The sequence below is a fragment of the Synechococcus sp. N19 genome (assembly GCF_900474045.1).
Lineage (GTDB): Bacteria > Cyanobacteriota > Cyanobacteriia > PCC-6307 > Cyanobiaceae > Parasynechococcus.
Genome location: NZ_UCNR01000016.1, coordinates 86,359 through 106,609 on the forward strand (window position 1 = coordinate 86,359; position 20,251 = coordinate 106,609).

Annotated in this window: 35 protein-coding genes and 1 pseudogene; 17 read left to right on the forward strand and 19 right to left on the reverse strand. The window is 60.3% G+C overall.

Features of this window, described 5'->3' with window-relative positions:
* The first annotated feature begins 13 nt into the window (after positions 1 to 13).
* Positions 14 to 1,378, forward strand: coding sequence for a 1-acyl-sn-glycerol-3-phosphate acyltransferase (locus DXY02_RS10525; protein WP_114989296.1), 1,365 nt, complete (start codon positions 14 to 16; stop codon positions 1,376 to 1,378).
* Here DXY02_RS10525 and DXY02_RS10530 read toward each other — a convergent pair whose 3' ends face one another.
* Both DXY02_RS10530 and DXY02_RS10535 read right to left on the reverse strand, forming a co-directional pair.
* Positions 1,379 to 2,134, reverse strand: coding sequence for a metal ABC transporter ATP-binding protein (locus DXY02_RS10530; protein WP_114989297.1), 756 nt, complete (start codon positions 2,132 to 2,134; stop codon positions 1,379 to 1,381). It abuts the gene before it with no gap.
* Positions 2,134 to 3,012: a metal ABC transporter substrate-binding protein gene (locus DXY02_RS10535; protein WP_244276299.1), complete on the reverse strand. Its 879-nt coding sequence runs from the start codon at positions 3,010 to 3,012 to the stop codon at positions 2,134 to 2,136. The genes DXY02_RS10530 and DXY02_RS10535 overlap by 1 nt, the downstream gene beginning before the upstream one ends.
* 188 nt (positions 3,013 to 3,200) lie before the next feature.
* On the opposite strand from DXY02_RS10535, the gene nth reads away from it, so the two are divergent.
* Positions 3,201 to 3,854, forward strand: a complete 654-nt coding sequence (nth, locus tag DXY02_RS10540; protein ID WP_114989299.1) for an endonuclease III — start codon at positions 3,201 to 3,203, stop codon at positions 3,852 to 3,854.
* Here nth and DXY02_RS10545 read toward each other — a convergent pair whose 3' ends face one another.
* Positions 3,855 to 4,139 carry a 2Fe-2S iron-sulfur cluster-binding protein gene (locus DXY02_RS10545; protein WP_114989300.1) on the reverse strand — a complete coding sequence of 95 codons (285 nt, stop codon included), beginning with the start codon at positions 4,137 to 4,139 and terminating at the stop codon, positions 3,855 to 3,857.
* A 401-nt stretch (positions 4,140 to 4,540) separates the two neighbouring features.
* Between DXY02_RS10545 and DXY02_RS10550 the strand changes: the two genes are divergently transcribed.
* Both DXY02_RS10550 and DXY02_RS10555 read left to right on the forward strand, forming a co-directional pair.
* Complete coding sequence (locus tag DXY02_RS10550) at positions 4,541 to 4,789, forward strand: DUF1651 domain-containing protein (RefSeq protein ID WP_114989376.1); 249 nt, start codon at positions 4,541 to 4,543, stop codon at positions 4,787 to 4,789.
* A gap of 180 nt (positions 4,790 to 4,969) precedes the next feature.
* The gene (locus tag DXY02_RS10555; RefSeq protein WP_114989377.1) at positions 4,970 to 5,233 is read left to right on the forward strand and encodes a hypothetical protein; all 264 of its coding nucleotides are present in this window, start codon (positions 4,970 to 4,972) and stop codon (positions 5,231 to 5,233) included.
* A 458-nt stretch (positions 5,234 to 5,691) separates the two neighbouring features.
* On the opposite strand, the gene DXY02_RS10560 is transcribed toward DXY02_RS10555, so the two are convergent.
* The gene (locus tag DXY02_RS10560) at positions 5,692 to 6,261 is read right to left on the reverse strand and encodes a nucleoside kinase (protein WP_371640147.1); all 570 of its coding nucleotides are present in this window, start codon (positions 6,259 to 6,261) and stop codon (positions 5,692 to 5,694) included.
* A gap of 190 nt (positions 6,262 to 6,451) precedes the next feature.
* Here DXY02_RS10560 and DXY02_RS10565 point away from each other — a divergent pair, with 190 nt between their 5' ends.
* Both DXY02_RS10565 and DXY02_RS10570 read left to right on the forward strand, forming a co-directional pair.
* Positions 6,452 to 6,694 (forward strand): hypothetical protein, encoded by a 243-nt coding sequence (locus DXY02_RS10565; protein ID WP_170951559.1) that lies wholly within the window; start codon positions 6,452 to 6,454, stop codon positions 6,692 to 6,694.
* Between the two features lie 48 nt (positions 6,695 to 6,742).
* Positions 6,743 to 8,155, forward strand: a complete 1,413-nt coding sequence (locus DXY02_RS10570; RefSeq protein WP_114989302.1) for a serine hydrolase — start codon at positions 6,743 to 6,745, stop codon at positions 8,153 to 8,155.
* 227 nt (positions 8,156 to 8,382) lie between these two features.
* Here DXY02_RS10570 and DXY02_RS12285 read toward each other — a convergent pair whose 3' ends face one another.
* Positions 8,383 to 8,574, reverse strand: coding sequence for a hypothetical protein (locus DXY02_RS12285; RefSeq protein WP_137024519.1), 192 nt, complete (start codon positions 8,572 to 8,574; stop codon positions 8,383 to 8,385).
* Between the two features lie 97 nt (positions 8,575 to 8,671).
* On the opposite strand from DXY02_RS12285, the gene DXY02_RS10580 reads away from it, so the two are divergent.
* Positions 8,672 to 8,923, forward strand: coding sequence for a hypothetical protein (locus tag DXY02_RS10580; RefSeq protein ID WP_114989304.1), 252 nt, complete (start codon positions 8,672 to 8,674; stop codon positions 8,921 to 8,923).
* Between the two features lie 131 nt (positions 8,924 to 9,054).
* On the forward strand, positions 9,055 to 9,399 hold the full coding sequence (locus DXY02_RS10585; protein ID WP_137024521.1) for a hypothetical protein: 345 nt from the start codon (positions 9,055 to 9,057) through the stop codon (positions 9,397 to 9,399).
* 12 nt (positions 9,400 to 9,411) lie between these two features.
* On the opposite strand, the gene DXY02_RS10590 is transcribed toward DXY02_RS10585, so the two are convergent.
* Complete coding sequence (locus DXY02_RS10590) at positions 9,412 to 9,777, reverse strand: hypothetical protein (protein WP_114989306.1); 366 nt, start codon at positions 9,775 to 9,777, stop codon at positions 9,412 to 9,414.
* On the opposite strand from DXY02_RS10590, the gene DXY02_RS10595 reads away from it, so the two are divergent.
* The gene (locus tag DXY02_RS10595) at positions 9,777 to 10,163 is read left to right on the forward strand and encodes a DCC1-like thiol-disulfide oxidoreductase family protein (protein WP_114989307.1); all 387 of its coding nucleotides are present in this window, start codon (positions 9,777 to 9,779) and stop codon (positions 10,161 to 10,163) included. The genes DXY02_RS10590 and DXY02_RS10595 overlap by 1 nt on opposite strands.
* Positions 10,164 to 10,311: 148 nt before the next feature.
* The gene (locus DXY02_RS10600; RefSeq protein ID WP_244272250.1) at positions 10,312 to 10,533 is read left to right on the forward strand and encodes a hypothetical protein; all 222 of its coding nucleotides are present in this window, start codon (positions 10,312 to 10,314) and stop codon (positions 10,531 to 10,533) included.
* Here DXY02_RS10600 and DXY02_RS10605 read toward each other — a convergent pair.
* Together DXY02_RS10605 and DXY02_RS10610 are read right to left on the reverse strand one after the other, a co-directional pair.
* Positions 10,518 to 10,811 (reverse strand): hypothetical protein, encoded by a 294-nt coding sequence (locus tag DXY02_RS10605; protein ID WP_114989309.1) that lies wholly within the window; start codon positions 10,809 to 10,811, stop codon positions 10,518 to 10,520. The genes DXY02_RS10600 and DXY02_RS10605 overlap by 16 nt on opposite strands.
* Positions 10,812 to 11,127: 316 nt before the next feature.
* Complete coding sequence (locus DXY02_RS10610; protein WP_114989310.1) at positions 11,128 to 11,988, reverse strand: SDR family oxidoreductase; 861 nt, start codon at positions 11,986 to 11,988, stop codon at positions 11,128 to 11,130.
* Positions 11,989 to 12,053: 65 nt separating this feature from the next.
* Between DXY02_RS10610 and DXY02_RS10615 the strand changes: the two are divergent.
* Positions 12,054 to 12,457 (forward strand): annotated as a pseudogene (locus DXY02_RS10615) (YccF domain-containing protein).
* Between the two features lie 30 nt (positions 12,458 to 12,487).
* Here DXY02_RS10615 and DXY02_RS10620 read toward each other — a convergent pair.
* Positions 12,488 to 12,841 carry a hypothetical protein gene (locus tag DXY02_RS10620; protein WP_114989311.1) on the reverse strand — a complete coding sequence of 118 codons (354 nt, stop codon included), beginning with the start codon at positions 12,839 to 12,841 and terminating at the stop codon, positions 12,488 to 12,490.
* Positions 12,842 to 13,158: 317 nt separating this feature from the next.
* Here DXY02_RS10620 and DXY02_RS13115 point away from each other — a divergent pair, with 317 nt between their 5' ends.
* Positions 13,159 to 13,281 (forward strand): hypothetical protein, encoded by a 123-nt coding sequence (locus tag DXY02_RS13115; protein ID WP_256377320.1) that lies wholly within the window; start codon positions 13,159 to 13,161, stop codon positions 13,279 to 13,281.
* Between the two features lie 9 nt (positions 13,282 to 13,290).
* On the opposite strand, the gene DXY02_RS10625 is transcribed toward DXY02_RS13115, so the two are convergent.
* Complete coding sequence (locus DXY02_RS10625) at positions 13,291 to 13,527, reverse strand: hypothetical protein (protein WP_006851383.1); 237 nt, start codon at positions 13,525 to 13,527, stop codon at positions 13,291 to 13,293.
* Positions 13,528 to 13,612: 85 nt separating this feature from the next.
* Between DXY02_RS10625 and sodC the strand changes: the two genes are divergently transcribed.
* Positions 13,613 to 14,149, forward strand: a complete 537-nt coding sequence (sodC, locus tag DXY02_RS10630) for a superoxide dismutase family protein (protein WP_114989312.1) — start codon at positions 13,613 to 13,615, stop codon at positions 14,147 to 14,149.
* Position 14,150: 1 nt separating this feature from the next.
* Here sodC and DXY02_RS12670 read toward each other — a convergent pair whose 3' ends face one another.
* Together DXY02_RS12670 and DXY02_RS12675 are read right to left on the reverse strand one after the other, a co-directional pair.
* On the reverse strand, positions 14,151 to 14,318 hold the full coding sequence (locus DXY02_RS12670; RefSeq protein ID WP_170951561.1) for a hypothetical protein: 168 nt from the start codon (positions 14,316 to 14,318) through the stop codon (positions 14,151 to 14,153).
* A gap of 27 nt (positions 14,319 to 14,345) precedes the next feature.
* Positions 14,346 to 14,516 (reverse strand): hypothetical protein, encoded by a 171-nt coding sequence (locus DXY02_RS12675; protein WP_170950615.1) that lies wholly within the window; start codon positions 14,514 to 14,516, stop codon positions 14,346 to 14,348.
* Positions 14,517 to 14,628: 112 nt separating this feature from the next.
* On the opposite strand from DXY02_RS12675, the gene DXY02_RS10635 reads away from it, so the two are divergent.
* The gene (locus DXY02_RS10635) at positions 14,629 to 14,895 is read left to right on the forward strand and encodes a hypothetical protein (protein WP_114989313.1); all 267 of its coding nucleotides are present in this window, start codon (positions 14,629 to 14,631) and stop codon (positions 14,893 to 14,895) included.
* A gap of 24 nt (positions 14,896 to 14,919) precedes the next feature.
* Here the strand turns inward: DXY02_RS10635 and DXY02_RS10640 are convergent, their stop codons facing one another.
* The gene (locus DXY02_RS10640; RefSeq protein WP_006850138.1) at positions 14,920 to 15,165 is read right to left on the reverse strand and encodes an RNA-binding protein; all 246 of its coding nucleotides are present in this window, start codon (positions 15,163 to 15,165) and stop codon (positions 14,920 to 14,922) included.
* Between the two features lie 191 nt (positions 15,166 to 15,356).
* On the opposite strand from DXY02_RS10640, the gene DXY02_RS12680 reads away from it, so the two are divergent.
* On the forward strand, positions 15,357 to 15,530 hold the full coding sequence (locus DXY02_RS12680) for a hypothetical protein (RefSeq protein ID WP_170951562.1): 174 nt from the start codon (positions 15,357 to 15,359) through the stop codon (positions 15,528 to 15,530).
* Here the strand turns inward: DXY02_RS12680 and DXY02_RS10650 are convergent.
* Complete coding sequence (locus DXY02_RS10650) at positions 15,527 to 16,720, reverse strand: glycosyltransferase family 2 protein (RefSeq protein ID WP_114989315.1); 1,194 nt, start codon at positions 16,718 to 16,720, stop codon at positions 15,527 to 15,529. The genes DXY02_RS12680 and DXY02_RS10650 overlap by 4 nt on opposite strands.
* Before the next feature lie 30 nt (positions 16,721 to 16,750).
* Positions 16,751 to 17,068, reverse strand: a complete 318-nt coding sequence (locus tag DXY02_RS10655; RefSeq protein ID WP_025362236.1) for a DUF3303 domain-containing protein — start codon at positions 17,066 to 17,068, stop codon at positions 16,751 to 16,753.
* A gap of 139 nt (positions 17,069 to 17,207) precedes the next feature.
* On the opposite strand from DXY02_RS10655, the gene DXY02_RS10660 reads away from it, so the two are divergent.
* Positions 17,208 to 17,387 (forward strand): hypothetical protein, encoded by a 180-nt coding sequence (locus DXY02_RS10660; protein WP_006850301.1) that lies wholly within the window; start codon positions 17,208 to 17,210, stop codon positions 17,385 to 17,387.
* On the opposite strand, the gene DXY02_RS10665 is transcribed toward DXY02_RS10660, so the two are convergent.
* Together DXY02_RS10665 and DXY02_RS10670 are read right to left on the reverse strand one after the other, a co-directional pair.
* Positions 17,376 to 17,912: a DUF924 family protein gene (locus DXY02_RS10665; protein WP_114989316.1), complete on the reverse strand. Its 537-nt coding sequence runs from the start codon at positions 17,910 to 17,912 to the stop codon at positions 17,376 to 17,378. The two genes, DXY02_RS10660 and DXY02_RS10665, sit on opposite strands and share 12 nt — an antisense overlap.
* Positions 17,909 to 19,582 carry a protein adenylyltransferase SelO family protein gene (locus DXY02_RS10670; RefSeq protein ID WP_114989317.1) on the reverse strand — a complete coding sequence of 558 codons (1,674 nt, stop codon included), beginning with the start codon at positions 19,580 to 19,582 and terminating at the stop codon, positions 17,909 to 17,911. The genes DXY02_RS10665 and DXY02_RS10670 overlap by 4 nt, the downstream gene beginning before the upstream one ends.
* A 108-nt stretch (positions 19,583 to 19,690) precedes the next feature.
* Here DXY02_RS10670 and DXY02_RS12685 point away from each other — a divergent pair, with 108 nt between their 5' ends.
* On the forward strand, positions 19,691 to 19,840 hold the full coding sequence (locus tag DXY02_RS12685) for a hypothetical protein (RefSeq protein ID WP_170950618.1): 150 nt from the start codon (positions 19,691 to 19,693) through the stop codon (positions 19,838 to 19,840).
* Here DXY02_RS12685 and DXY02_RS12690 read toward each other — a convergent pair.
* Entirely contained in the window at positions 19,834 to 20,010 is a 177-nt protein-coding gene (locus DXY02_RS12690; protein WP_156783051.1) for a hypothetical protein, read from the reverse strand. The two genes, DXY02_RS12685 and DXY02_RS12690, sit on opposite strands and share 7 nt — an antisense overlap.
* Before the next feature lie 3 nt (positions 20,011 to 20,013).
* Positions 20,014 to 20,175 (reverse strand): hypothetical protein, encoded by a 162-nt coding sequence (locus DXY02_RS12695; RefSeq protein ID WP_170950619.1) that lies wholly within the window; start codon positions 20,173 to 20,175, stop codon positions 20,014 to 20,016.
* Positions 20,176 to 20,251: the final 76 nt, after the last annotated feature.

The following is a 20,251-nucleotide window of genomic DNA, read 5'->3' on the forward strand; positions in this document are numbered from 1 at the left end:
TGCAGTCGGTTGGATGCCCCGCGCCTCCACCCAGAACGCTCGTCCCGCACTGCGCCGGCTGCCCACCCGTCCCAGCCGGATGGTTCAGGCCGTGGTGAGCCGTCTGCTTCCGCTGCTCTTCCGCAGTCAGGGCCTTGAGCTGAGCCATCGTGATGCAGCAGAAGCCCTGGCCAAGGCGTTTGCAGCCCAGCAGTCGGGGGGCTGCAATCTGCTTATCGCCTTTCGTCACCCCAGCACCCGTGATCCGGTGGTGATGGCGGATCTGTTCTGGAACGGCATTCCCCTTGCAGCACGGCGGCTCAAGCTGAAGCTGCCACGACCCATCCAGCTGCGGTTTCTCTACGACCGTGGCATTCCGATCTGGGCGGGCCCGGTGATCGGCTGGCTGTTGCAACGCAGTGGCGGCATCGCCATCCACCGCGGCCGCTTGGATCGCCCAGCGTTGGCCCAGGCCCGCGGGGCTCTGGCCCAGGGGCGCTACCCGCTGGTGGTGGCACCGGAAGGAGCCACCAACAACCTCTCCGGCGAGATGGCTCCTTTGGAGCCGGGGGTGGCCCAGCTGGCGTTCTGGGCCGCTGAGGATCTGGAGAAAGCCAACGATGAGCGGCCGCTGGAGGTGTTACCTATCGGCATTCACTACAGCTGGAGACACCCCAACTGGATCGCTCTCGAAGCGCGGTTGGCTTGCCTCGAACGCCATCTCGGCATCTCCTCCCCCGACTCCGGCCCGGACAATCCCGAGACCACCAGCCACGACCGGCTGATCCAGATCGGCATGAATCTGCTCAAAGCCCTTGAGCGGCTCGAACGGCTGAAGCCCGATCCAGCTCAGACCTTCAACGAACGGATTGATGCCTACCGCCGGCATGGCCTGGCCAAAGCCGAGACCCATTTCGGCCTGCGTGCCGTCGGCAATCTTCAGGAGCGCTGCCGCCGAATCGAGCAGACCGCCTGGGATCGGATCTACAGGGAGAGTGTTGATCAGCTCCCGCCGCTGGAGCGGAGCCTGGCGGACTGGGAGGCACGGGAAGCCGACCTCCAACTCACCCGCATGCGACTGGTGGAGCATTTCACCAGCGTGAGTGGTCATTACATCAGTGATCGACCCGACTTTGACTGCTTTGCCGAGATGTTGCTGCTGGTGGAGGAAGCGATCGGCTGGATCGAAGACAGGCCCTGGAAGGGTCTGCCCAGCCTTGGCCCACAACGGGTGGAGGTGCAGCTCGGACGAGCCTTGCCCGTCCGGCCTCGCCTGAATCAGTACCGCAGCAACCGTCGCGAGGCGATGCAGGTGTTCATGCAAGACCTGGAGCAGGCTCTCGTTGCCCTGATGCCCGACGCCTCTCGGGCCATGACAACGGACGAGGGAGAGCTCTGATTAGAACGTCTCCTCCGGGGAGCTGTTGCCCGTCAGCAGATCGGGCGGCACGCCACCGAAAGTCATGGCGAGGTTCTCGGGGGTGAACACTTCTGAGGTTTCCCCGTAGGCGAGCACGGTCTTGTTGATCAGAACCACCAGATCGCAAAAATCACGAACGTGGCCCAGGTCGTGGGTGGAGATCAGGATCGTGCGGCCCTCGTCGCGGAACTGAAGAAACAGCTGGGCCATCAGCTGCTCCGTGCGCACATCAACCCCATTGAAGGGCTCATCCAGCAGCAGCACATCAGCGCGCTGGGCGATGGCTCGAGCCAGGAACGTGCGCTTGCGCTGACCACCGGAGAGAGTCCCAAGGGGACGATCGGCCAGCTCCAGCAGATCAACCCGCGTCAAGGCGTCCCGCACAGCCACACGATCCGAGCTGCGGGGAATCCGCAACGCATTCATCGCGCCGTAGCGGCCCATCATCACCACATCCCACACCGACACGGGGAACTGGGCATCCACCCCTTCGCTCTGGGGCACATAGGCAACCGCTTGATGACGCTGCGCTTCGGCAACGCTGCTGCCGTTGATCCGGATTCTGCCGCGCGAAGGGCGAACAAACCCAGTGAGAGCCTTGAAGAAAGTCGATTTACCGGCACCGTTCATGCCCACCAAACCGCAGATGCAACCGGCTGGCAGGTGCAGGCTGGCGTCGTACAGGGCAACGGTGCCGTTGTAGTCCACACAGAGCTGGTCGGCCTGAATGCGCATCAGCGGTTGCTCTTGGACAGGTCCAGGCCCTTGCGGATCAGACCCACATTGTGCCGCTGCAATTCCAACAGGGTGGGGGCAGGCCCGTCCGGAGGCGAGAGGGAATCCACGTAAAAGGTTCCACCGAATCGCGCCCCTGCCGCCGCTGCCACCTCCCGTTGGGCTTTATCGCTCACGGTGCTTTCACAAAAAATGGCTGGCACCTCGCGCTCCCGCACCGTGTCGATCAACCGTGCCATGCGTTTGGGTGTGATCTCGCTTTCGGCATTCACCGGCCAGAGGTAGGCCTCCTCGAGTCCGTAATCCGCTGCCAGATAAGAGAAGGCTCCCTCGCAACTCACCAGCAGCCGTTGCTGAGCCGGCAGCACGGCAATCGCCGTGCGCAGCTCCTGATCGAGGGCCTGGAGCTTGGCTTTGTAGGCCGACGCGTTAGCGGCAAAGTCCTCGGTCCCGGCTGGATCGAGTTGGCTGAAGGCCCGCTCCAGATGGTCCACGTAGCCCATCGTGCGCTGGGGGGACATCCAGGCATGGGGATTGGGCTTGCCTGAATAGGCGTCCTCTGTGATCAGCAGAGGCTTCATACCTTCCGACAGGGTGATGGTGGGCACATCCCCCGCTGCAGCCGTGAAACGCCGGGCCCACAACTCCAGCCCCAACCCGTTCTCAACAATCAGATCCGCCTTGCTGGCGCGCTCGATGTCACTGGGGGTGGGTTGGTACCCGTGAATCTCGGCACCGGGCTTGACGATCGAAGCCACCTGCAACCGATCACCCGCCACATTGCTGGCCAGATCAGCCAAAACCGTGAAGGTGGTGAGCACCTGGGGGCGTGAATCAGTGCTGACGTCCTGATCTCGACTGCGGCAGGAAGCCAGCATCACGGCCACCACAACCAGCAGCAACGCTGCCGAACGGTTCCAATTCAACAGGGGCAATGCGTGCCGACGCGGCCTGATCAAGGATCGCATCAGTTGGTCATAAAACAATCTCGGCAATGGCAGGGAAAGGCTGCAACGAAGCGATGCAATCACCGAAGCGCCAAGATCACCTCACCCACTGAACACCCGTGCGCAGGTCTGAGCGGGTGGAGGTGATTCTGCAGCGCCTCCACAAGCAGTACCCGGAAACACCGATCCCCCTAGATCACAGTGATCCGTTCACCCTGCTGATCGCTGTTCTGCTGAGTGCCCAATGCACCGACAAGAAGGTGAATGAGGTGACGCCGGCGCTGTTTGCCGCTGGGCCAACACCCGCCGCCATGGCAGAACTCGAGGAGGAGCAGATCCTGGCGTTCATCCGGCAGCTCGGGCTGGCCAAAACCAAGGCCAGAAACGTGCGCCGCCTTGCCCAGATTCTGATGACGGCCTACGACGGCGATGTTCCCCAGAGCTTTGAAGAGCTCGAAGCATTACCCGGCGTGGGGCACAAGACAGCGAGCGTGGTGATGGCCCAGGCCTTCGGCGTGCCCGCCTTCCCCGTCGACACCCACATCCACCGGCTGGCCCAACGCTGGGGATTGAGCGACGGCAGCAGTGTGGCGCGCACGGAACAGGACCTCAAGCGCCTCTTCCCCAAGGAGCACTGGAACCGCCTGCACCTGCAGATCATCTTCTGGGGCCGTGAGTTCTGCACAGCACGGGGCTGCGACGGAACCGTCTGCCCCATGTGCCGTGAGCTCTATCCGAAACGGCGCCGTCCTGTGATCACCCGCAAGCCCTGATCAAGACAGCAGCTCTTCAGCGTTGGCCTTGATCACGCAATCAGCGGTGGGGTAGCTCACACAAAGAAGGGCAAACCCCTGGCCGATCTGATCATCATCGAGAAAGCTCTGATCGGTCTGATCCACCGAACCACTCTCCAAACGGCCGGCGCAGGTGGAACAGGCGCCGGCCCGGCAGGAATAAGGCATATCAACTCCGGCCTCCTCGGCTGCATCGAGGATGTATGTGTCATCAGGGCACGAAAAGCTGGCACCACCCTCGATGCTGATGTTGAAAGAGGCCATGACGCGGAAGATCCTGAAGGGTTGGTAGCTGGATCAGCCCATCGGCGCCAAAGCAGCTGAATCCTCACCCTGCTCCCATGAATGTTTGGAGGAGGCGCAGGCGAGGGAACCTGCGCTCGTTCAACTCCCCGAAGCGTTGGCAGTGATGCTCGCGTCTCCGGAATCATCACGCGGATGAGAACAGTTCTTACTAAGCAGTAATGCCTAAAAACGTGCGGATCGATACCCGCCAAAGCGCCATCGTCTTGGACAGTGCATCACGAAAGCAGTGGTGCTTTCCATGCGTCACGGAGGGGGCGGGCTGAGGGGCCTGCTCCTTTTTTTGGTCTGGGCCTGATCCAGAAGACCACTTGACCAGCCAGACCCATCATTGCTAGTACAGATGTACTTGCGGCATTATGATGGGAGAGGGCTGGCTAATCGACAGCGACGACCGCTGGATCTGGCGATTCCATCGCGATCAGAAGGGATGGATCCACGAGCCAAAGGTCTTCATCGACAGAGGCCGGCGCCTGCCTGACGGCCCTCCCCTGCTGAAGGAACGCCGACACCTGCGAAAGGCCGAAGCAGAACAACTCTGGGCGTCCTTGCAGACCCAGGGCTGGAAACGCCTTGCATCTCCGGCCTGGGGCGACGCGGTTGAACTTTGAGACAGGTCGCTGGGGCCAACCGCGAGGCTGTCCATCAGCAATCCCAGCAAACGCATCGGATTGGCATGTTGGACCTGTGAGGAAAAACGCCTCACAGGGTGGAAACAAGGACACACTCCTGTGAGCCGTTTTGGAACCCCTGCCTTTGGCGGGGGTTTCTTTTTGTCTGCCAGGGAGCCCATGGAATCGGTCATCAACGAAATCGAGTTCAACTTCGAGCAGACCGTCAGCATTCGAACTGACGTGAAGCTGAGCAAGGACGACGTGAAGCAGATCGTCTCAGAAGCTCCCGCAGAAACCCTGGAGGAGATCGTTTACCAAAGCCTGGTGACCGATGAGCTGTATCTGAGGGCGAGGGCCAAGGAGATCGCCGCCAAACTCAAACAAGACGATCTTGAAGTGAACAGAATCGAGTATTGGGACGACGAAGGAAACAAGGTCTGAATCTGTCGCCCCTGGGCAGGCACTATCGGAAGCCTCTGATGAACGACAGAACTGCTGGCGGAACAGGACCTGCTTGAGCCATGGTGCAAGCAGGTGCCTTTGAAGGCTGTTGCGCACTCAACGTCAGCTTCGCCAGCAGGTGCTGGCGCAGTCCCCGGCAGGCAAGCCACGATCCTTGATGGATTTTCGCTGGGCGCTATCAGAACCTTCAGGCCCTAACCCTGCGTCAGCCAAGCAAAGAGCAGCGGTTGTTTCGACGCAACAAGCTGCACAGGGTCGATGGATGGCGAAAATCTCGCGCCTGCTGTCTCGCCCTAAAAAGAAGATGTCTCGCCCTAAAAAGCAGACCCGCTGATCGAATCAGCCAGGGCAAACCACCTAAACCATCAATCAATCAGCCTCCAGACGCACAGGCCTACGCAGAAACAAGCCACTGAGACTGATCAAGGCTTAAGCAGCTACCCAATTCTGCTGAGAATCGGCTCCAGATCGAAGTTGTAGCCCCGAACAACAAGATCTGCGCGACGCTTCAAAGGGTGAATGAAGCGACGCTCACCCGGCAGCATTTCGCGCAGCATCTGGCGAATCACATAGGAAGCCGGCCTCTGCCTGTCGCGAACATCACGCCAGAGGCGCTTGATCAACCTCTGAAGCAGTGGGGTTTCGACGTACACAACCAGCGAGATGGGCACAGCCTCCAACAGATGCTGTGGCCCGTAGGAGCCTTCCACCAGAACCAGGTCATAGGGCTGCTGCAACAACCTGGAGCTCACCCTGCGGCTGCGCATGTCGTAGCTGCGCAGCGCGTTCAACTGGCGGTAGCGAACAGCGCTGAGCTGCAACCTCAGCTGATCCGCGTCAATGGCATCCACCGTGTCGAAGCCATAGCGCGAGCTGGGCGACCAACCACAGCGGTAGTAGTCGTCGCAGGCGATCAGCAGGGGATGACGCCCCGTGGCACGCAGCTGCTCGGCCAGACGGGCGGCCAGGGTGGTCTTGCCGGCCGCAGACGGCCCGCAGATGCACACCAGAGGAACTGCCCCAGACAAGCGCCGCCTTCATCCAGAACCATGCTGACAACGCCTCCCAAAGGGAGCAGAAAAAACAGTAGCCGTTGATACCAATTGGGACTAGAGTGTGGTCACGTTGAGCCTCATCAACAGGCCGCAGTCAGATCCGCGCCAGGCAACGGGGGCGTGGGCACCGCGCAAGAGAGAGATGAACACCCTTCAACTGATCAAGGCACGGACTGTGCGCAATCAGGCCATCGAAACGGCCAGAACACAGATGGCACGGGCCTACCGCCACCAGGGCCACACCGACCGGGTGCACACCCCGGTGGGGAGCAAAACCAAGGTGCTGCGCTATCGGGGCGTCGCCTACGAACCGATCGACCCACAACAGCACCCAAGCGGTGGGCGGGAACTGCGTTACCGCGGCGTCAGCTACGACGTTTACTGAAGCCAACGTTCCATCCATGATTGAAGCGGGGACACCCCCGCTTTTTTCATGGCCATTGAGGGTGACAAAGCAAGGGTGACAAAGCAGCACTGGCGGACGGTGGTGATCTCCGTGGCGGCCGTGACCTTCAGCGCCACAGCAGGCCTGGAGCCTCCGCTGCGCAACCTGATCACATTCGCCAGGGCGGGGGCGAGTTTCAGCGCCAAGCAGCTCTGCAGCAGCGTGCTGATGGCTGGAATGGATCCAGAGCAGGTGCTCAACGAAGATCTGGCCGCCGGCCAGGGGATGATCCACACCCGGATCAAACCAAACGCTGGACGCGTTGAAGCCAGCGCCCTGTTCGGGCTGATTCGTGCTGAAGCGGTTCAGAACGGCGAACGGGGCTGCACCTGGCAGATCAATGGGCATCCAAAACCCCGGCTGCCCAAGCCAAAACAGCCTGGCTCCGCGACGCCCCAGCCCATTGGCTCTGCCTGGCCCCTGAGCGACACAGCCGCCGCAGAACCGCCGGAGATCGATGAGCAGGCACTGAAGGACGCTCTCGATCGCGCCTTTGAAGAGAACGAGCCGCTCACACCCAAACGCACCCGCGCCGTTGTGGTGGTGCAGAACGGCTGGGTGATCGCCGAGCGCTACGCCCAAGGCATCCAGCCCGACATGCCATTGATTGGCTGGTCGATGAGCAAAAGCATCACCCATGCCCTGATCGGACGGGCCATCCAAGAAGGGCTTCTGGATCCAGGCAAGCCACCGAAGGTGCCCGAATGGAGTGATCCGCAGGATCCACGCCAAAGGATCAGCCTGGATCAGCTGCTGCGCATGAACAGCGGACTGGCGTTCGAGGAATCGACGGGAACACTGAACTCGGACCTGGTGCGGATGCTGACCCAGGAAGCCGACATGGCCGGGTTCGCCGCCAGCCAACCCCTCAGCAAAAAACCGGGAAAAAAGTGGAGCTATTCATCCGGAACCACCAACATCCTCAGCCGGATCCTCAGACATGCCATCGATGACGATCAGCGCTACTGGAGCTTTCCCAAGCAGGCATTGTTCGGGCCTCTCGGGATGGCAACTGCCGTGCTCGAAAACGACAACAGTGGAACCTTGGTGGGCTCATCCCTGGTGTGGGCCAGCGGCCGCGATTGGGCCCGGTTTGGCCAGTTGTACTTGGATCAGGGCCGCTGGGATGGCAAGCAACTTCTGCCCGCAACCTGGGTTCGGCAGGCACAGACGGCGTCGCGGGGATCAAAACAGGCCTATGGCGCGCATTGGTGGCTCAGCCGCCGCAAATCAAGGCCGGATCTGCCCTATGACAGCTTTTCAGCTGAGGGCTATCAGGGACAACTTCTTCTGGTGGCTCCATCCCAGCGCGCGGTGATCGTGCGACTGGGACATACACCCAAAAAGCCGGGATTTGATGCCAATGCTTTCGGGGCTGATGTTCTCTCAGCCCTTCGATAAGGCAAACGGCAGGGCTCAGTTCTTGTCGCCGCCCTTGGGAACGAACGCCTGTGATGCTGCAACGAGAAGTCCGGTGATCAACAGGGCCGGAAGAATGACAGTCGGGCCGCCTGGAGCTGTCTGGGAAGCGAACAACAGCATGGTCTGGCAATAAAAACCACTGATCACCCTGGCAGAACAGGGAGCAAACAGCGACTCCTGCAAATGTTTGTCGCAGAGACCAAGGCTCAGCAGATCACGACGGGAAAGAGAAAAAGCTCCCCCTGCACGGCATCACAGGCTCGAACAGGGGCGGTGGGCCTGGCACGTGGCTTCGCCACCGCCGAGGCGGCCGCCGGAAACGCCTTGCGGGGTCGAATCAAGGAATGACGCATCCACTCGTCAGCGCGGAAGGTGGCGTATGGAGAACTCGCAGCCATGGGTTTCGGAGCAGTACATCTGTTTTAGTGCGCATGTACTACAGCGTCAACCCAGGGGCTCTCCGCAACAATCACGGGAACCACCGCCCATCCGCAGGTGACGCAACAGGACGATGCCATCGGCAGCCGCTTGAGCCGGATCGAAGCTCGGCTGGCCAGGATTGAAGAGCTTCTGGTCAGCACGGGAGCTGGTGAAGGTCAGAACCCATCAGCAACGCAGGAACAGTGCTACGAGGCATGGATCCACTATCTGAACAACACCCCTGAGGCCGTCGAGGCTCACCTCACCGCCCACGAGATGGCCGCCCTAAAAGCCTCCATCAACGCCCAAGTTCCAAGCGATTCGTAGAGTTATACACAGCTTTTCCACAGGGCCAAAACAGCTGATCCTGGCGAGCACAGTGGTTTTGGCCATCGGCGTGGAAAACAAGCTTCAGATGCTCGGCAGTCCCCGGCACATCCTTCCGCTCAATGTAAAAAATGCTGTGCTGGCAATTGATTTCAAGCAATAAATGCATCAGTGATTTCGAACACGCCTCAAGTAGCAACGAAGCGCTCCCTGCTGTGAACGAAGCAAGCAATCCTCAGGAAAAGCTTCAGGGCACCGATCCGCCAGAGGAGTCGGTTGAAAAACTGTGGAAAAACAAAAGATTCTGTTGTGATCACTGCAGACAGCCGGGGGACGTGCATTTCCGGGTGATCACCGCCCGACTCGCGGACTGGATCCTGGTGTGCGAAACCTGCTGGCCGAACTTTCGCGAACAAGCTGGTTATCGCTATGGAGGAACCCGCAAGGCCAACCGCCGCAAGCGAAAACGGCGTTAGCTGGAGGAAGGCTCAGATCAGTTCACATTGGTGGCGAATCACCGTGCCGCGGCGTTCCCAAAATTCCGGCGCTGATTCATCAACGACCCGCCACCACCAACGGCCATCGGTGTAACTGGGAGCACCTGCATTGTTGGTGCGCGGTAGTTGCAACTCCAGATCACGCCAGCGCAGCAGAACTCCGTCCCCCGGCAAGGTTCCCTCCAACGTGTTGGGAATGCCTTCCGCCAGGCCGGTGAGATCAACGGCTCCCCGCGTGATCTCAACACTGAGCCGATCCCCATCGCAGATCCAATCGGCCCATGACGGCTGGGGAGCCAAGAGCAGACAAAGCATCAACAACGCCAGGCCCAGGCCCTTCGCGACAGAATTAAGCAATGCTGTTGACCCTCATCTACGACGGCGGATGCCCATTCTGTCGAGAGTTCGCCCTCCGCAGTGAGCTCCAGGCGGGTGTTCCCAACCTGCGCATTGTTGACGGACGCGCCGATCACACGATCCGTCGCGAACTCAATGCCCTCGGCCTGCCTCTGCGCAATGGCGCCGTGCTGATCGAAGGAGAGCAGACGTGGCATGGCAGCGAAGCCATTGCGGAACTCAGCCGGCGCATGAACCCCAGCGATCCCCTGCTCGGACTGCTGGCCAAGTTGTTCAGTGACAACCAACGTTCAGCACTGGCTTATCCAGCCCTGTTGGCAGTTCGGCGCCTGGCCCTTGCCACCCGCGGGCTGAGCGTTGACCCGGATCAAGCTCGATCACGCTGACGCAATGAGCCAAAACACGGGTGGTCGCAACCGATACCCCTGAACTACGGTCGAAGCAAGCCTAAAGATTCTCTTAAGCATCGATCCTGATCCCTTTGTTCCTGACGCGCTGAGCCATCAGCAACTCAACGCCTTGCTGAAAGCGGCGATGGACACATCCGCCGTTCCTGAAGGGCGACTCAGCGATGACGAATTGCTCCGCGCAGCACTGAGTGCATGGGCCGACCAAACCCAGGAGTTGCTGCGCTGGATTGAAGGACAGGGCGATGCCGTGAGCGACACGCGATCGCCTAAGCAGGTGATGGCGCTGGGAAGTTTTCGCACCCATCTGGTGATGGGCCTCAAGGCCCTTCGTTATTCCGAAGGCTGAGCCCGCTGCTCTTCCCGACGGGCATCACAACACTCCTCGAGAACGGAAAGAAACTGTTCCGGCTCCGGTTGATCGTCAAGATCGAAGCGGGTGGCTGTGGTCACCGTGAAATTGATCCAGGTTTCCACTTCAGGGCCGCCGGATGCCATCACAAGGTCGTAACAGGCCTGAAAATCTGAATCCGGTGCAAGATCACGCGCCGCATTAATGACGTCGTACAACTGATCCATGCCCTCGGCTTGGGCTTCAGCAAAGACGGCACGAATGCGATCCAGCATCAGCAGGCACGCTCAAGCTCAACAACAGAAAGCTCTGCTGTGACGTTGGAGGCTTCGTCTGAAAGCTCAAGAAGTTCTGCGTTGAGCTCCAGCAACATCAAGGCCAAGGAGGACGCAAATTCGATGCAGAACGATTCGTCTTTCACAGCGCCGCCGCGTTGAATGTGCAGGGTCTAATCAACGCAGCAAGTTGAACGTGGATTCCGCAATCCTGCTTTACATCAACAACGAAAAATGAGAAATCGGTGCGCAATCTGTATCGAAAAATCAAATCCGCCGCGAACGTTGAACCGCTTCGCTAAGAGGGGCTGGAGCCTCAGGCCGCAACAGGTTCCAGCATGGAGCTGACGCTGGGCTGGAATCCGATTTCACGCAACCGGGCGTTGCTGACACGGGCATTGAAGATGCGTGCGCCGGGGCGATCGTGGTTGTCCCAGATCACTGGGGGCAATCCGAAGTCATCACACAAGGCGTTGGAAAGCTGACGCCGGGTGAACTGGAGATCATCCACAAGGTTGTAGATGCCTTGGAGCCGCCGGCCGAAGGCGAAATCCACACCGCGAATGATGTCGTGAAGATGAACCCAGGCATTGATGTGGTTGCCGTTCTTGCGAACCGGCTGCCCAGCAGCACTGCGGATGTACGACGGGATGTCCTTGCCAGGGCCGTAGATACCACCCAGCCGCAACACACAGGCCTGGGTTGAAGCGTCGTTCAAGGAAAGAACAGACATCTCGGCGCTGGCCAGAAGAGCGTTGGCGTTGTTGGAACAATCCGGAGGCGTCAGCTCATTGCAGATCGCGCCAGCCTGATCGCCATACACCCCTGCACTACTCAGGTAGGTCACATGCAGCGGTCGACGCCCCTGGCGCTGACGGAGCGCCTCAACAAGAGCTGGTACCGCCTGGCCGTAAACCTTCTCGTACTGATCTTCTTCAAAGGTGGCGGTGGTGGGCGCCATTGCAATCAGAACTCCATCCAGCCGATCCAGGAAACTGGCATCCGCCATCGGATCGCCAGCGCTGTAGAGGCGGGGGTGGTCGACCAGATCGCAGAGTTCAGCCAACCGTCCGGGGCTGGTGGTGGTGCCGACAACCTCATGGCCCTGTCGCCTGAGGTGAGTGGCAACAGCGGATCCCACAAATCCACAACCCACAATCCCGAAACTGCCCGCCATGCCCGGTCAAACACCTTTTACAGAATTTAACGAACGAGCTTTAAGACTGCCGTGACAATGGAGACATGATCTCGATGGTCCTCGACCTGCTCTGGGTTGTTCTCGGCGGACTTCCCATGGCTCTGGCCTGGTGGCTGGCCGCGTTGATCTGCGTCATCACCATCGTTGGCCTGCCATGGGCACGGTCGTGCTGGGTGGTCGGTTGTTTCTCGCTCTGGCCCTTCGGCTCCGAAGCTGTGAGCCGTCGTCAGTTGAGAGGACGAGGTGATCTGGGGACGGGCCCGCTGGGTGCGCTCGGCAATGTGTTTGGTTCCTTGTGGCCGGCTGGTGGCTGGCCCTGGGTCACCTCAGCAGTGCCCTGGCCTGTTTTGTCACGATCATCGGCATTCCATTCGGCATTCAGCACATCAAACTGGCTTTGATTGCTCTGGCTCCCGTCGGCATGACGGTGGTGAAATCACGCAACTGATCCAGCAGAGCTGATCAGAACAGCATCTGATCAGAACAGCCACTGAATCAACCAAACCATCGCCAAACCGAGCACGCCGGCCAACAGCAATCCGCCCACCAGAAAGGTGATGGCAGCGGCCAGCCCGATCCTGGCCATGGTGTCTGGATAAAGAAGAAACAGGGTCAGCCCCAGGGCCACAGGCCACAACGGCGGAATCAACAAGCAGACCCCGGTGAGGATCATGAGCTTGCGATCACGCTGTTGCTTGGCCTCCACCAGAAGGACCTCGGCATCAGCTTCACGATCAAGCGCAGCCTGCTCATCGTCACTGAGCCAACGGCCACGAGCCTTGGCACGATCGAGCTCGTCCTCGAGCCGTTCAGCGGGGTTGCCCTTGCTCATCGGCTCACCATAAGAAGCAAGGGATCAACCCAAAAACAAAGACTGACCATCAAAGTTGATCTGATATAGGTAATTTTATCTAGGTATTTACCCGCCGCAATAATTTCATTGACCAAAAAAGAAAAACGGCATAGTGTCGCTCTGCGAATTGAGAAAGACGTGCTGAATACAAACCTGGAGTCACCGAATCCTTCCCAAGCTTGCGTCACTGAATCACAGGTGAATGCCTATTTTGAATGCCTGACCCTCTGCAATCTTGATGATGGCAGTTGTTACGAGCAATGCATTCTGGTGCATCTGAAAAACGAGGTTGATGCATGAAAAGCCTGAGCTATCAAACACAAATGGGCTTGGCATCCATTGCCTCAACCGTTGCTGTTGCGCTTCTCGTGATCGGTTTTATGGGCATGGCCCAGCACATCAGCACCAACCCGCTCTGAAGCAGCTGCTCACTTCTGACGTTTGAATGTATAGCAACCACCGTGGTAGCCCGTGAAGGGTTGGGCGTAGGTCACCAATTCCCACCCCTGCTCTCCCAATTCATTCATCAAGCCCACCAGGGTGACGTCACGCTGCGGATGACTTCTGGAGATCAGCTGGCGATCATCCAGCCAGAGCTCCTCGATTTCCCCGGTCCACGACTTCCCCCGGGGCACGAAGCGCAACTGGGTGTACTCCCAACGCATCACCAAGCATCAGCTGAACGACGCACCATCTTCACCGCAGACGGCACCAACCGGGAGCGACAATTCAAGAACACGCTGTTCTGTGATGCGTCGCCTGCTCGCCCAGCTCGTTCTGCTCATCGGCCTGCTCACGCTCACACCGGGCTGGTGCGGAGCCCTGGAGGTGAGCCTGCAACGCATTGATGCCAACGGCATTGGCGAATCGATCGGCAGCATCACCGCGCAAGACACTGACCAAGGCCTGGTGATTTATCCCGATCTGGCGGGGCTGAGCCCTGGTGAACACGGCTTCCATCTCCACAGCACGGGAAGCTGTGACGTGGGCCTAACCGCCGAAGGCACACCTGTTGCCGGCTTGGCTGCCGGAGGTCACTGGGACCCTGACGAAACGGGGCAACACCTCGGCCCCTTCGGAAACGGTCACCGGGGCGATCTCAGCAGGCTGGTGGTGGATGACGACGGCAAGACCAACACCAGCGTGGTGGCGCCTCGGCTCAGCACCGCTGACCTGAAGGGGAAAGCCCTGATTGTTCATGCAGGCGGCGACACCTACAGGGACGAGCCCCCCCTCGGTGGAGGTGGAGCACGGGTTGCCTGTGGTGTAGTGCCGGACGAGCGCTGACTCAGCCGTTCACCAGGCGGGCATGGAGGCGACAGACCCTGATGGCCTGAGCGAGTGGCTCCTGACAGAGGGCACCGAGTTCCCTGTTCAGCTGTTGGAACAGGGATAGATCCGCTCCGGGAATTGAGGGAAACACCAGGAACAAACCTGAGGCGATCAAACCGATCACAACATCGCACCAACTCTTAAGAAAACCCTAAGCCCGCGTCGATTCGGGGTCGTGTTCGTCCCTGCAGACCACGGCCATCAGCGCCTCGATGTGCAACATCAGGCCAGCGCGCCAGGCAGCATCTTCGTCACAGGCCTCGATGGTTTCCACCACGATCGAGCCTCCACGCTCAATGATCAGGTCATAGGCGGGTGGCATCGGAGCGTTGCATTGCCTCCCCATTCAGCAGGTATGGCACGTCCGGCACATCCCCCAGTTGAGGGAGTTCAACGGCAGGAGAACATGATCAAACGCTTGAGCTCTCACAACGTTGTTCAAATCACCCCTGTTTCGGCGCGTCGGGATCTACCTCGTGCTCAGCACCGCTGCTGTCACCGTCGTCAATCAGCTCGAGATTGAACAACAAAGTGCCTATCAGATCTACATCCCGATGTTCATTGGGATCTACATCGTTTCGCGTTGGCTCGACAGTCGGTTCAACCAGGCCTCTCAACAGCAGGCCTCTCAACAGCCACAGCCCAACGCAACGCACGACAAAACCTCACCATCCACAACCGACCGTGGTTTTGGAAAGTGAGGTGAAGCGAAGCTGTTGTGAAGCTCAGCGGCGGGGTTCGGCCTTGCGAACGGAGATGGCGCGACCCATCCACTCAACGTTCTGCAGGTCGTCGATTGCCGACTGCTCATCGGCTTCGCTGCTGAGGTCAACAAAAGCGAAACCACGCTTGCGGCCCGTCTCCCGGTCGAGGGGCAAGGAGCACTTGCTCACTTCGCCGTACTGACCGAACAGATGAATGAGATCCTCCCGCTCAGCGTCCCAGGAGAGATTTCCGATAAAGATCGTCAAAAAAAGAATTGATCAAGACTGCTTACCTTCGCACACAGCGGCCTGATGCCGAGCCTTCAGAGGGGATGGCTCATCAATGGGATCAAGGACTACCAAACAATTCCGTTCAAACCTGAATTCGATAGAAAGCCTTTGCTTCGAGCCCAACGAAGCCGCAACGGAACCAGGCTTGATTCAGTTGAGGCATGGAAATGGGTGGACTCAGCGGTACCAAATCGGACGATTTCATCAACGCAGCCAAAGCCCGCGGCGAAGCTGCCCTGCAAGACAAACAACCCAAATTGACCAAGCTGGAAAAGGCATTCCGGCATGCGGCAATCCGGCGGCGGGCTGAAGATGCCCGCGAAAAGGGACACCACACCTAATTCAAAGCCCTGCCTTTCCAGGTCCAACCACGTCCCGTGCGGGTGCGCCAGATCGAGAAAGGGCCAATCGCACCCACCAGCAACCCACCGGCTCCCATCAGCCACCAGTAGCTGAGGGGCACATCAAAGTTGCTGCGCGTCCACAGCCGCAGCAGCAGCTGTTGAAGGATGGCCAAGCTCGCCAGCGCCAACACCCACCACCAAGCCGAAGCCAGCAGGGGTTGGAGCCAGAGCAGCAGCAGCGATGCCGGCAGCAACAGCCAGGGCACGGTGAACATCAGCACCACCACCAAAGCGGCGCCAAGGGCTTTGACGGGATCCTTGTCCAGGCCCAGAAACCAGTTCTTGGTCCAGCCCTCCCAGAGCGCCGCGAGGTCGCTGTACATCCGCAGATCGACCGCATCAAGCCCCAGGAGATAACGCAGCCGATGGCCTCCTCCCTTGATGGCGCGGGCGAGGGCCAGATCTTCCACCACCTCGCCAGACAGGGCCCGGTGCCCACCAATCTGCGCATAGGTGGAGGCCTTGAACAACATGAAGGGCCCCGCCGCAAACGCCACCGGCGATGCCGGGTCGTTGGTTTCGAGGATGGGAAAGCCGAGGCCCAGGAGGCTGGCCATGATCGGCTGCACCATCCATTCCGCCAGGCATCCGCAACTCAACCGAGGCGCCAGGCTCAGCAGATCGGCCTGCTCATCAAGGGCCTGAGCCAGGGCCCGTTTCAGGGCATCGGGCTTGAGCCGAACATCGGCATCGATGAACAACAGCCACTCGCTGGAGACCTGGTCAACGGCCCGGCTGCAGGCCCAGTTCTTGCCCACCCAGCGTTCGTTGACGGGCCTGGGGCCGGCTTGGATCAGTCGGAAGTGGGGCGCTGCTGAGCCAGCCCGGAGGGCGTTGTCCACCGTTGCATCGCTGGACTCGTCATCCACCACCACCACCGACCAGTCCTGGCAGGGGGGCTGATTGGCCAGAACGCTGGCGACACAGGCCTCGATGTTGTGGGCCTCGTTGAAGGCGGGGATCACCACAGTCAGCGACGTGTCCGGAGCAGCAACGTCCTGGCCCGGCTTCAAGCGCGGTGCTACTGAAAACACCCGTTGCAGCCCCAACTGAAGGATCAGCAATCCCGCTGCAGCTGAACCAGCCGCAGCAAGAAACAGCAGGGGCTCAAGCAGGGCAAGCGTCAAAGCCGGGCCATGGTGTGTTGGGCAGCCGTTTTAGCTGACGGATGCCGCAGCTTCCACCATCGGCCACATCGCAGCAAATTCGGCATCGGACACCACGGCAGTGACCTCGAACTGAATGCCGAAGTCCTTGATCCAGGGTCCGAGATGCGCCCACACCTTGCCGATGTCACTGGCAACGGCAATTGCGACACCACTACCGCTGATCGGTTCGCAGACGCGGTATTTGAGAGCAAAGCCGTCGAAAGCATCTCCCGGTGCTCCCGAGTTGATGTAGTCAGCAAAGCCCGGGCATGACTCCCACGCCCCCTCAACAGTCGGGAACGTCCAAACGATCAAGTAGTGCTGCACAGTGAAGGGAGGCATCCACTTGCTGCCTAGCCACGAACGACCGTTCAGGCTGAATTGCAACTGAATTCAGCAGTAATTCCGCAGACGCCTCAGGCGGTGCTGGCACGGGGCTACAGCTGAATTAAGACCCAGCGAAACCATGACTCTCCACGTCGCCAATGAGATGGATGAAGTGGAAGTGGCCGTCTGGTGGGATCTGTCGCGCATCGTTCGGCACTTCGAACGCCAGGGGCTGGAGCGCCGGGCGGTGAAAGCTGCCGTGATGAATGCAGCGCTGCGCCTGATGAAAGACGAAGGCGAGGAACCCTCAACGTTGTGATTGCTGCATCAACACCACTTCCTCCGGTGAACTCACCCGTCCGAGAGCAGCATTGCGATGGGGATAGCGGCCAAAGCGCTGCAGCTGGAGGCGATGGCGGCGGGCCACATCGGCGGTGGCACCGTCGGCGAATTGCTCCAGCAAAGGGATGGCCTGGGCCACCACGCTGATGTTTTCGCTGTGCAAAAGAGGCATCAGCCAGAACTGCCGCCGCGGTCGTTGCGAGTCCGCTGCGATCCATCCCCGCTCCAGCGCTGCCAGGCTCAGCTTCAGAGCCTGAGGATCTCCGGCGAAGGCTTGGGCCTGGCCCCGCCAAATCTGACGGGTGAATTGATCCAAAAGCAGCACAAGGGCCAGACCACTGCTGGGTCCACAGCTCCAGTGGTCCAGCTCTCCAGCGAGGGCGCGCTCAACGGCCTCCGCGAATCGCTCTCGCACCAGGGCATCGAAGCTGTCGCGGCGACGAAACCACTGCCAGGGACGGCACTGCTGGAACCAGAACTCCAGAACGTCGTCGGCGCTCAAGACGAACAGCTGTAGTGAGACACCCCACCGGCGCTGAAGAACTCCCGCGGTTTCAAGCGGTCGTATCGGGCCGCCAATTCAGCGGAAGGGGGCTCGTAGGGCGTGCTGAACAGCTGCTGCAGATCATCCATCAAGGAGGTGTCTCCTTCGGCGGCCTGCTGGTAGGCAGGAGCGATCAACCATTCGCGCCAGGTGATGGCCGGATTGACCCGCCGCATGCCAGCAGAAATCAGGGCCGGATCAACGCCACTGGGCCACTGTGCACGCCAGCGCAGCAACCAGTCGTTCCACTGGGATTCAAGGGGGGCCGAAAGGGGCAGATAGAAACAGTCCCGCAGCGGATCGATCTGCTCGGGCAGATCCGACAAGCGGCGGAAAAACATCGAATAATCGGCGCTCGACTCCACCAAAAGCTGCAGCAGCTCTTTCACCAGCGCATCGTCGGCACTGGGCAGGCCGAGTTTGCTGCTCCACATCCGCTGCATGGCCTCCTGCATGGCAGCGGGGAACTCCTCCAGCAACTGATCCAGTTGGGCCTGAACCTCCGCCTGGCCCTCCATCAACGTGCGCAAAGATTTCCAGAACATGCGGTAGTTGGCCTCCGCAGCCGCCGGCTGGTTGAAGAAGCAGAAGTGGGCGCCGCCCCCGGTCCAGGGCTGAAAGCGCGGATCGAACAACTCGCAGAAGCCGAACGGGCCGTAGTCGAGGGTGAAGCCACCGGCGGCGCAGTTATCGCTGTTGAAGTTGCCCTGGCAATACCCCACACGGATCCAGTTGGCCACGAGGGCCGTGAGCCGATCACGGAACAAGCGCGCTAGCAGCACAACCTGGTCGCTGAAGGGCAGGCCAGGGTCGATCTCCTGGCGGTAATTGCGTTCGATCAGGTGCACCACAATCTGGTGCAATTCCTGATGCGCCCGGGGATGGGCCTCACTGCGGGCACGGCGGGCGAACAACTCCAGCTGCCCCACCCGCAGAAACGATGGCGCCACCCGGGTGCTGATGGCCGCCGGGTTGTCGACCATCACGTCCGGGTCCATCGAGCGTGAATTCTCGGAATACCAGGGCCGTCGCACCGTCTCGGCATGGGAGACGTAGAGCGTCAACGAACGGGAGGTGGGCACGCCGAGGGCATGCATTAAGTCCTGCGCCAGAAACTCACGGACGCTGGAGCGGAGCACGGCGCGCCCATCGGCGCCACGGCAGTAGGGAGTGGGACCACCACCTTTGAGTTGCATCTCCCAGCGGCGCCCTTCAAACAAGCCCTCAAACACCGACATGGCTCGGCCGTCGCCGTAGCCATTGCCATTACCAAAGGGGCACTGCTGGGTGTATTCGGTGCCGTAGATCGAGAGGGCGTAGCCGGTGGCCCAGCCCCAGGGCCGCATCGGACCGGTGGCCACACCGAGATCGCCGGAAAACATGCGGCGGAACTGATCGTCCTGGGCGAGGTCGTCGCTGAGACCAAGCTCACTGAACAAGCTGCGGCTGTGCGACAGGTATTGGGGCTCGGGGATCGGGGTGGGCGTCACCGGCACGTAGTGGCCGGAGAGCACCTGGCGGGGACGGTGGTCATCTCCATCTGCTGTGGACTCCGGGTCAGGCGTGAGGGCTTCCAGCAGGGAGTAGTCGGCCCGTTCGGCGAACTCAGCAAACGTGGCGGTGCTCATCGGACCCTGACGCTGAACCCATCATCGCCAGAGCTGCGGCCGGGTGTTTTGACCGATGGCCAATGCCGAGCCGAGGCCTTACACCGAGGGAAGCATCCAAGGACAACCGTGGGCAAAGCCAGGAAACTTCGCTCCGACAACCGGCAGGAGGAGCTGATCACCAGCCTGATCGGGCTGACCGCCATTTTTGTGGCCACGGCCATCTGGTGGAGCGTGGCTCCCCAGTGGCTCACCAGCAGCTGGCAAACCTTTCAGTAATCAGGCATGGACGCCTCAGCCCGGAGCCTGCACCAGGGCTCCAGCAGGGTGGGGCGACCGCAATGGGGGCAATCCTGCCCCCGCTTCTCCACCTGAACGAAGGGGATCCAACGGGAGTTGGCCTGCCCCTCATAGCCGCAGTGCTTGCAGTGAATCCGGTATTCAGCCATGGCTCAGAGGGCGGGCTTTTCCTGACGTTGCACGGCCTCATGGGCCTGGCGCAGGCCATGCACCATGAAGCAATAGGCCGGATTGCACACCAGATATTTGCCGTCGCCGATGGCGTCGATGGTGGACCCACGCGAGGTGGCAAAAATGCGGCTTTTGAACTCCATCTCATCTCCTTGGCTGACCTCACTGTTGTGGGGACATGGAGGAGCGGCAACCCGTGTAAACGCGCATTGTGCGCAG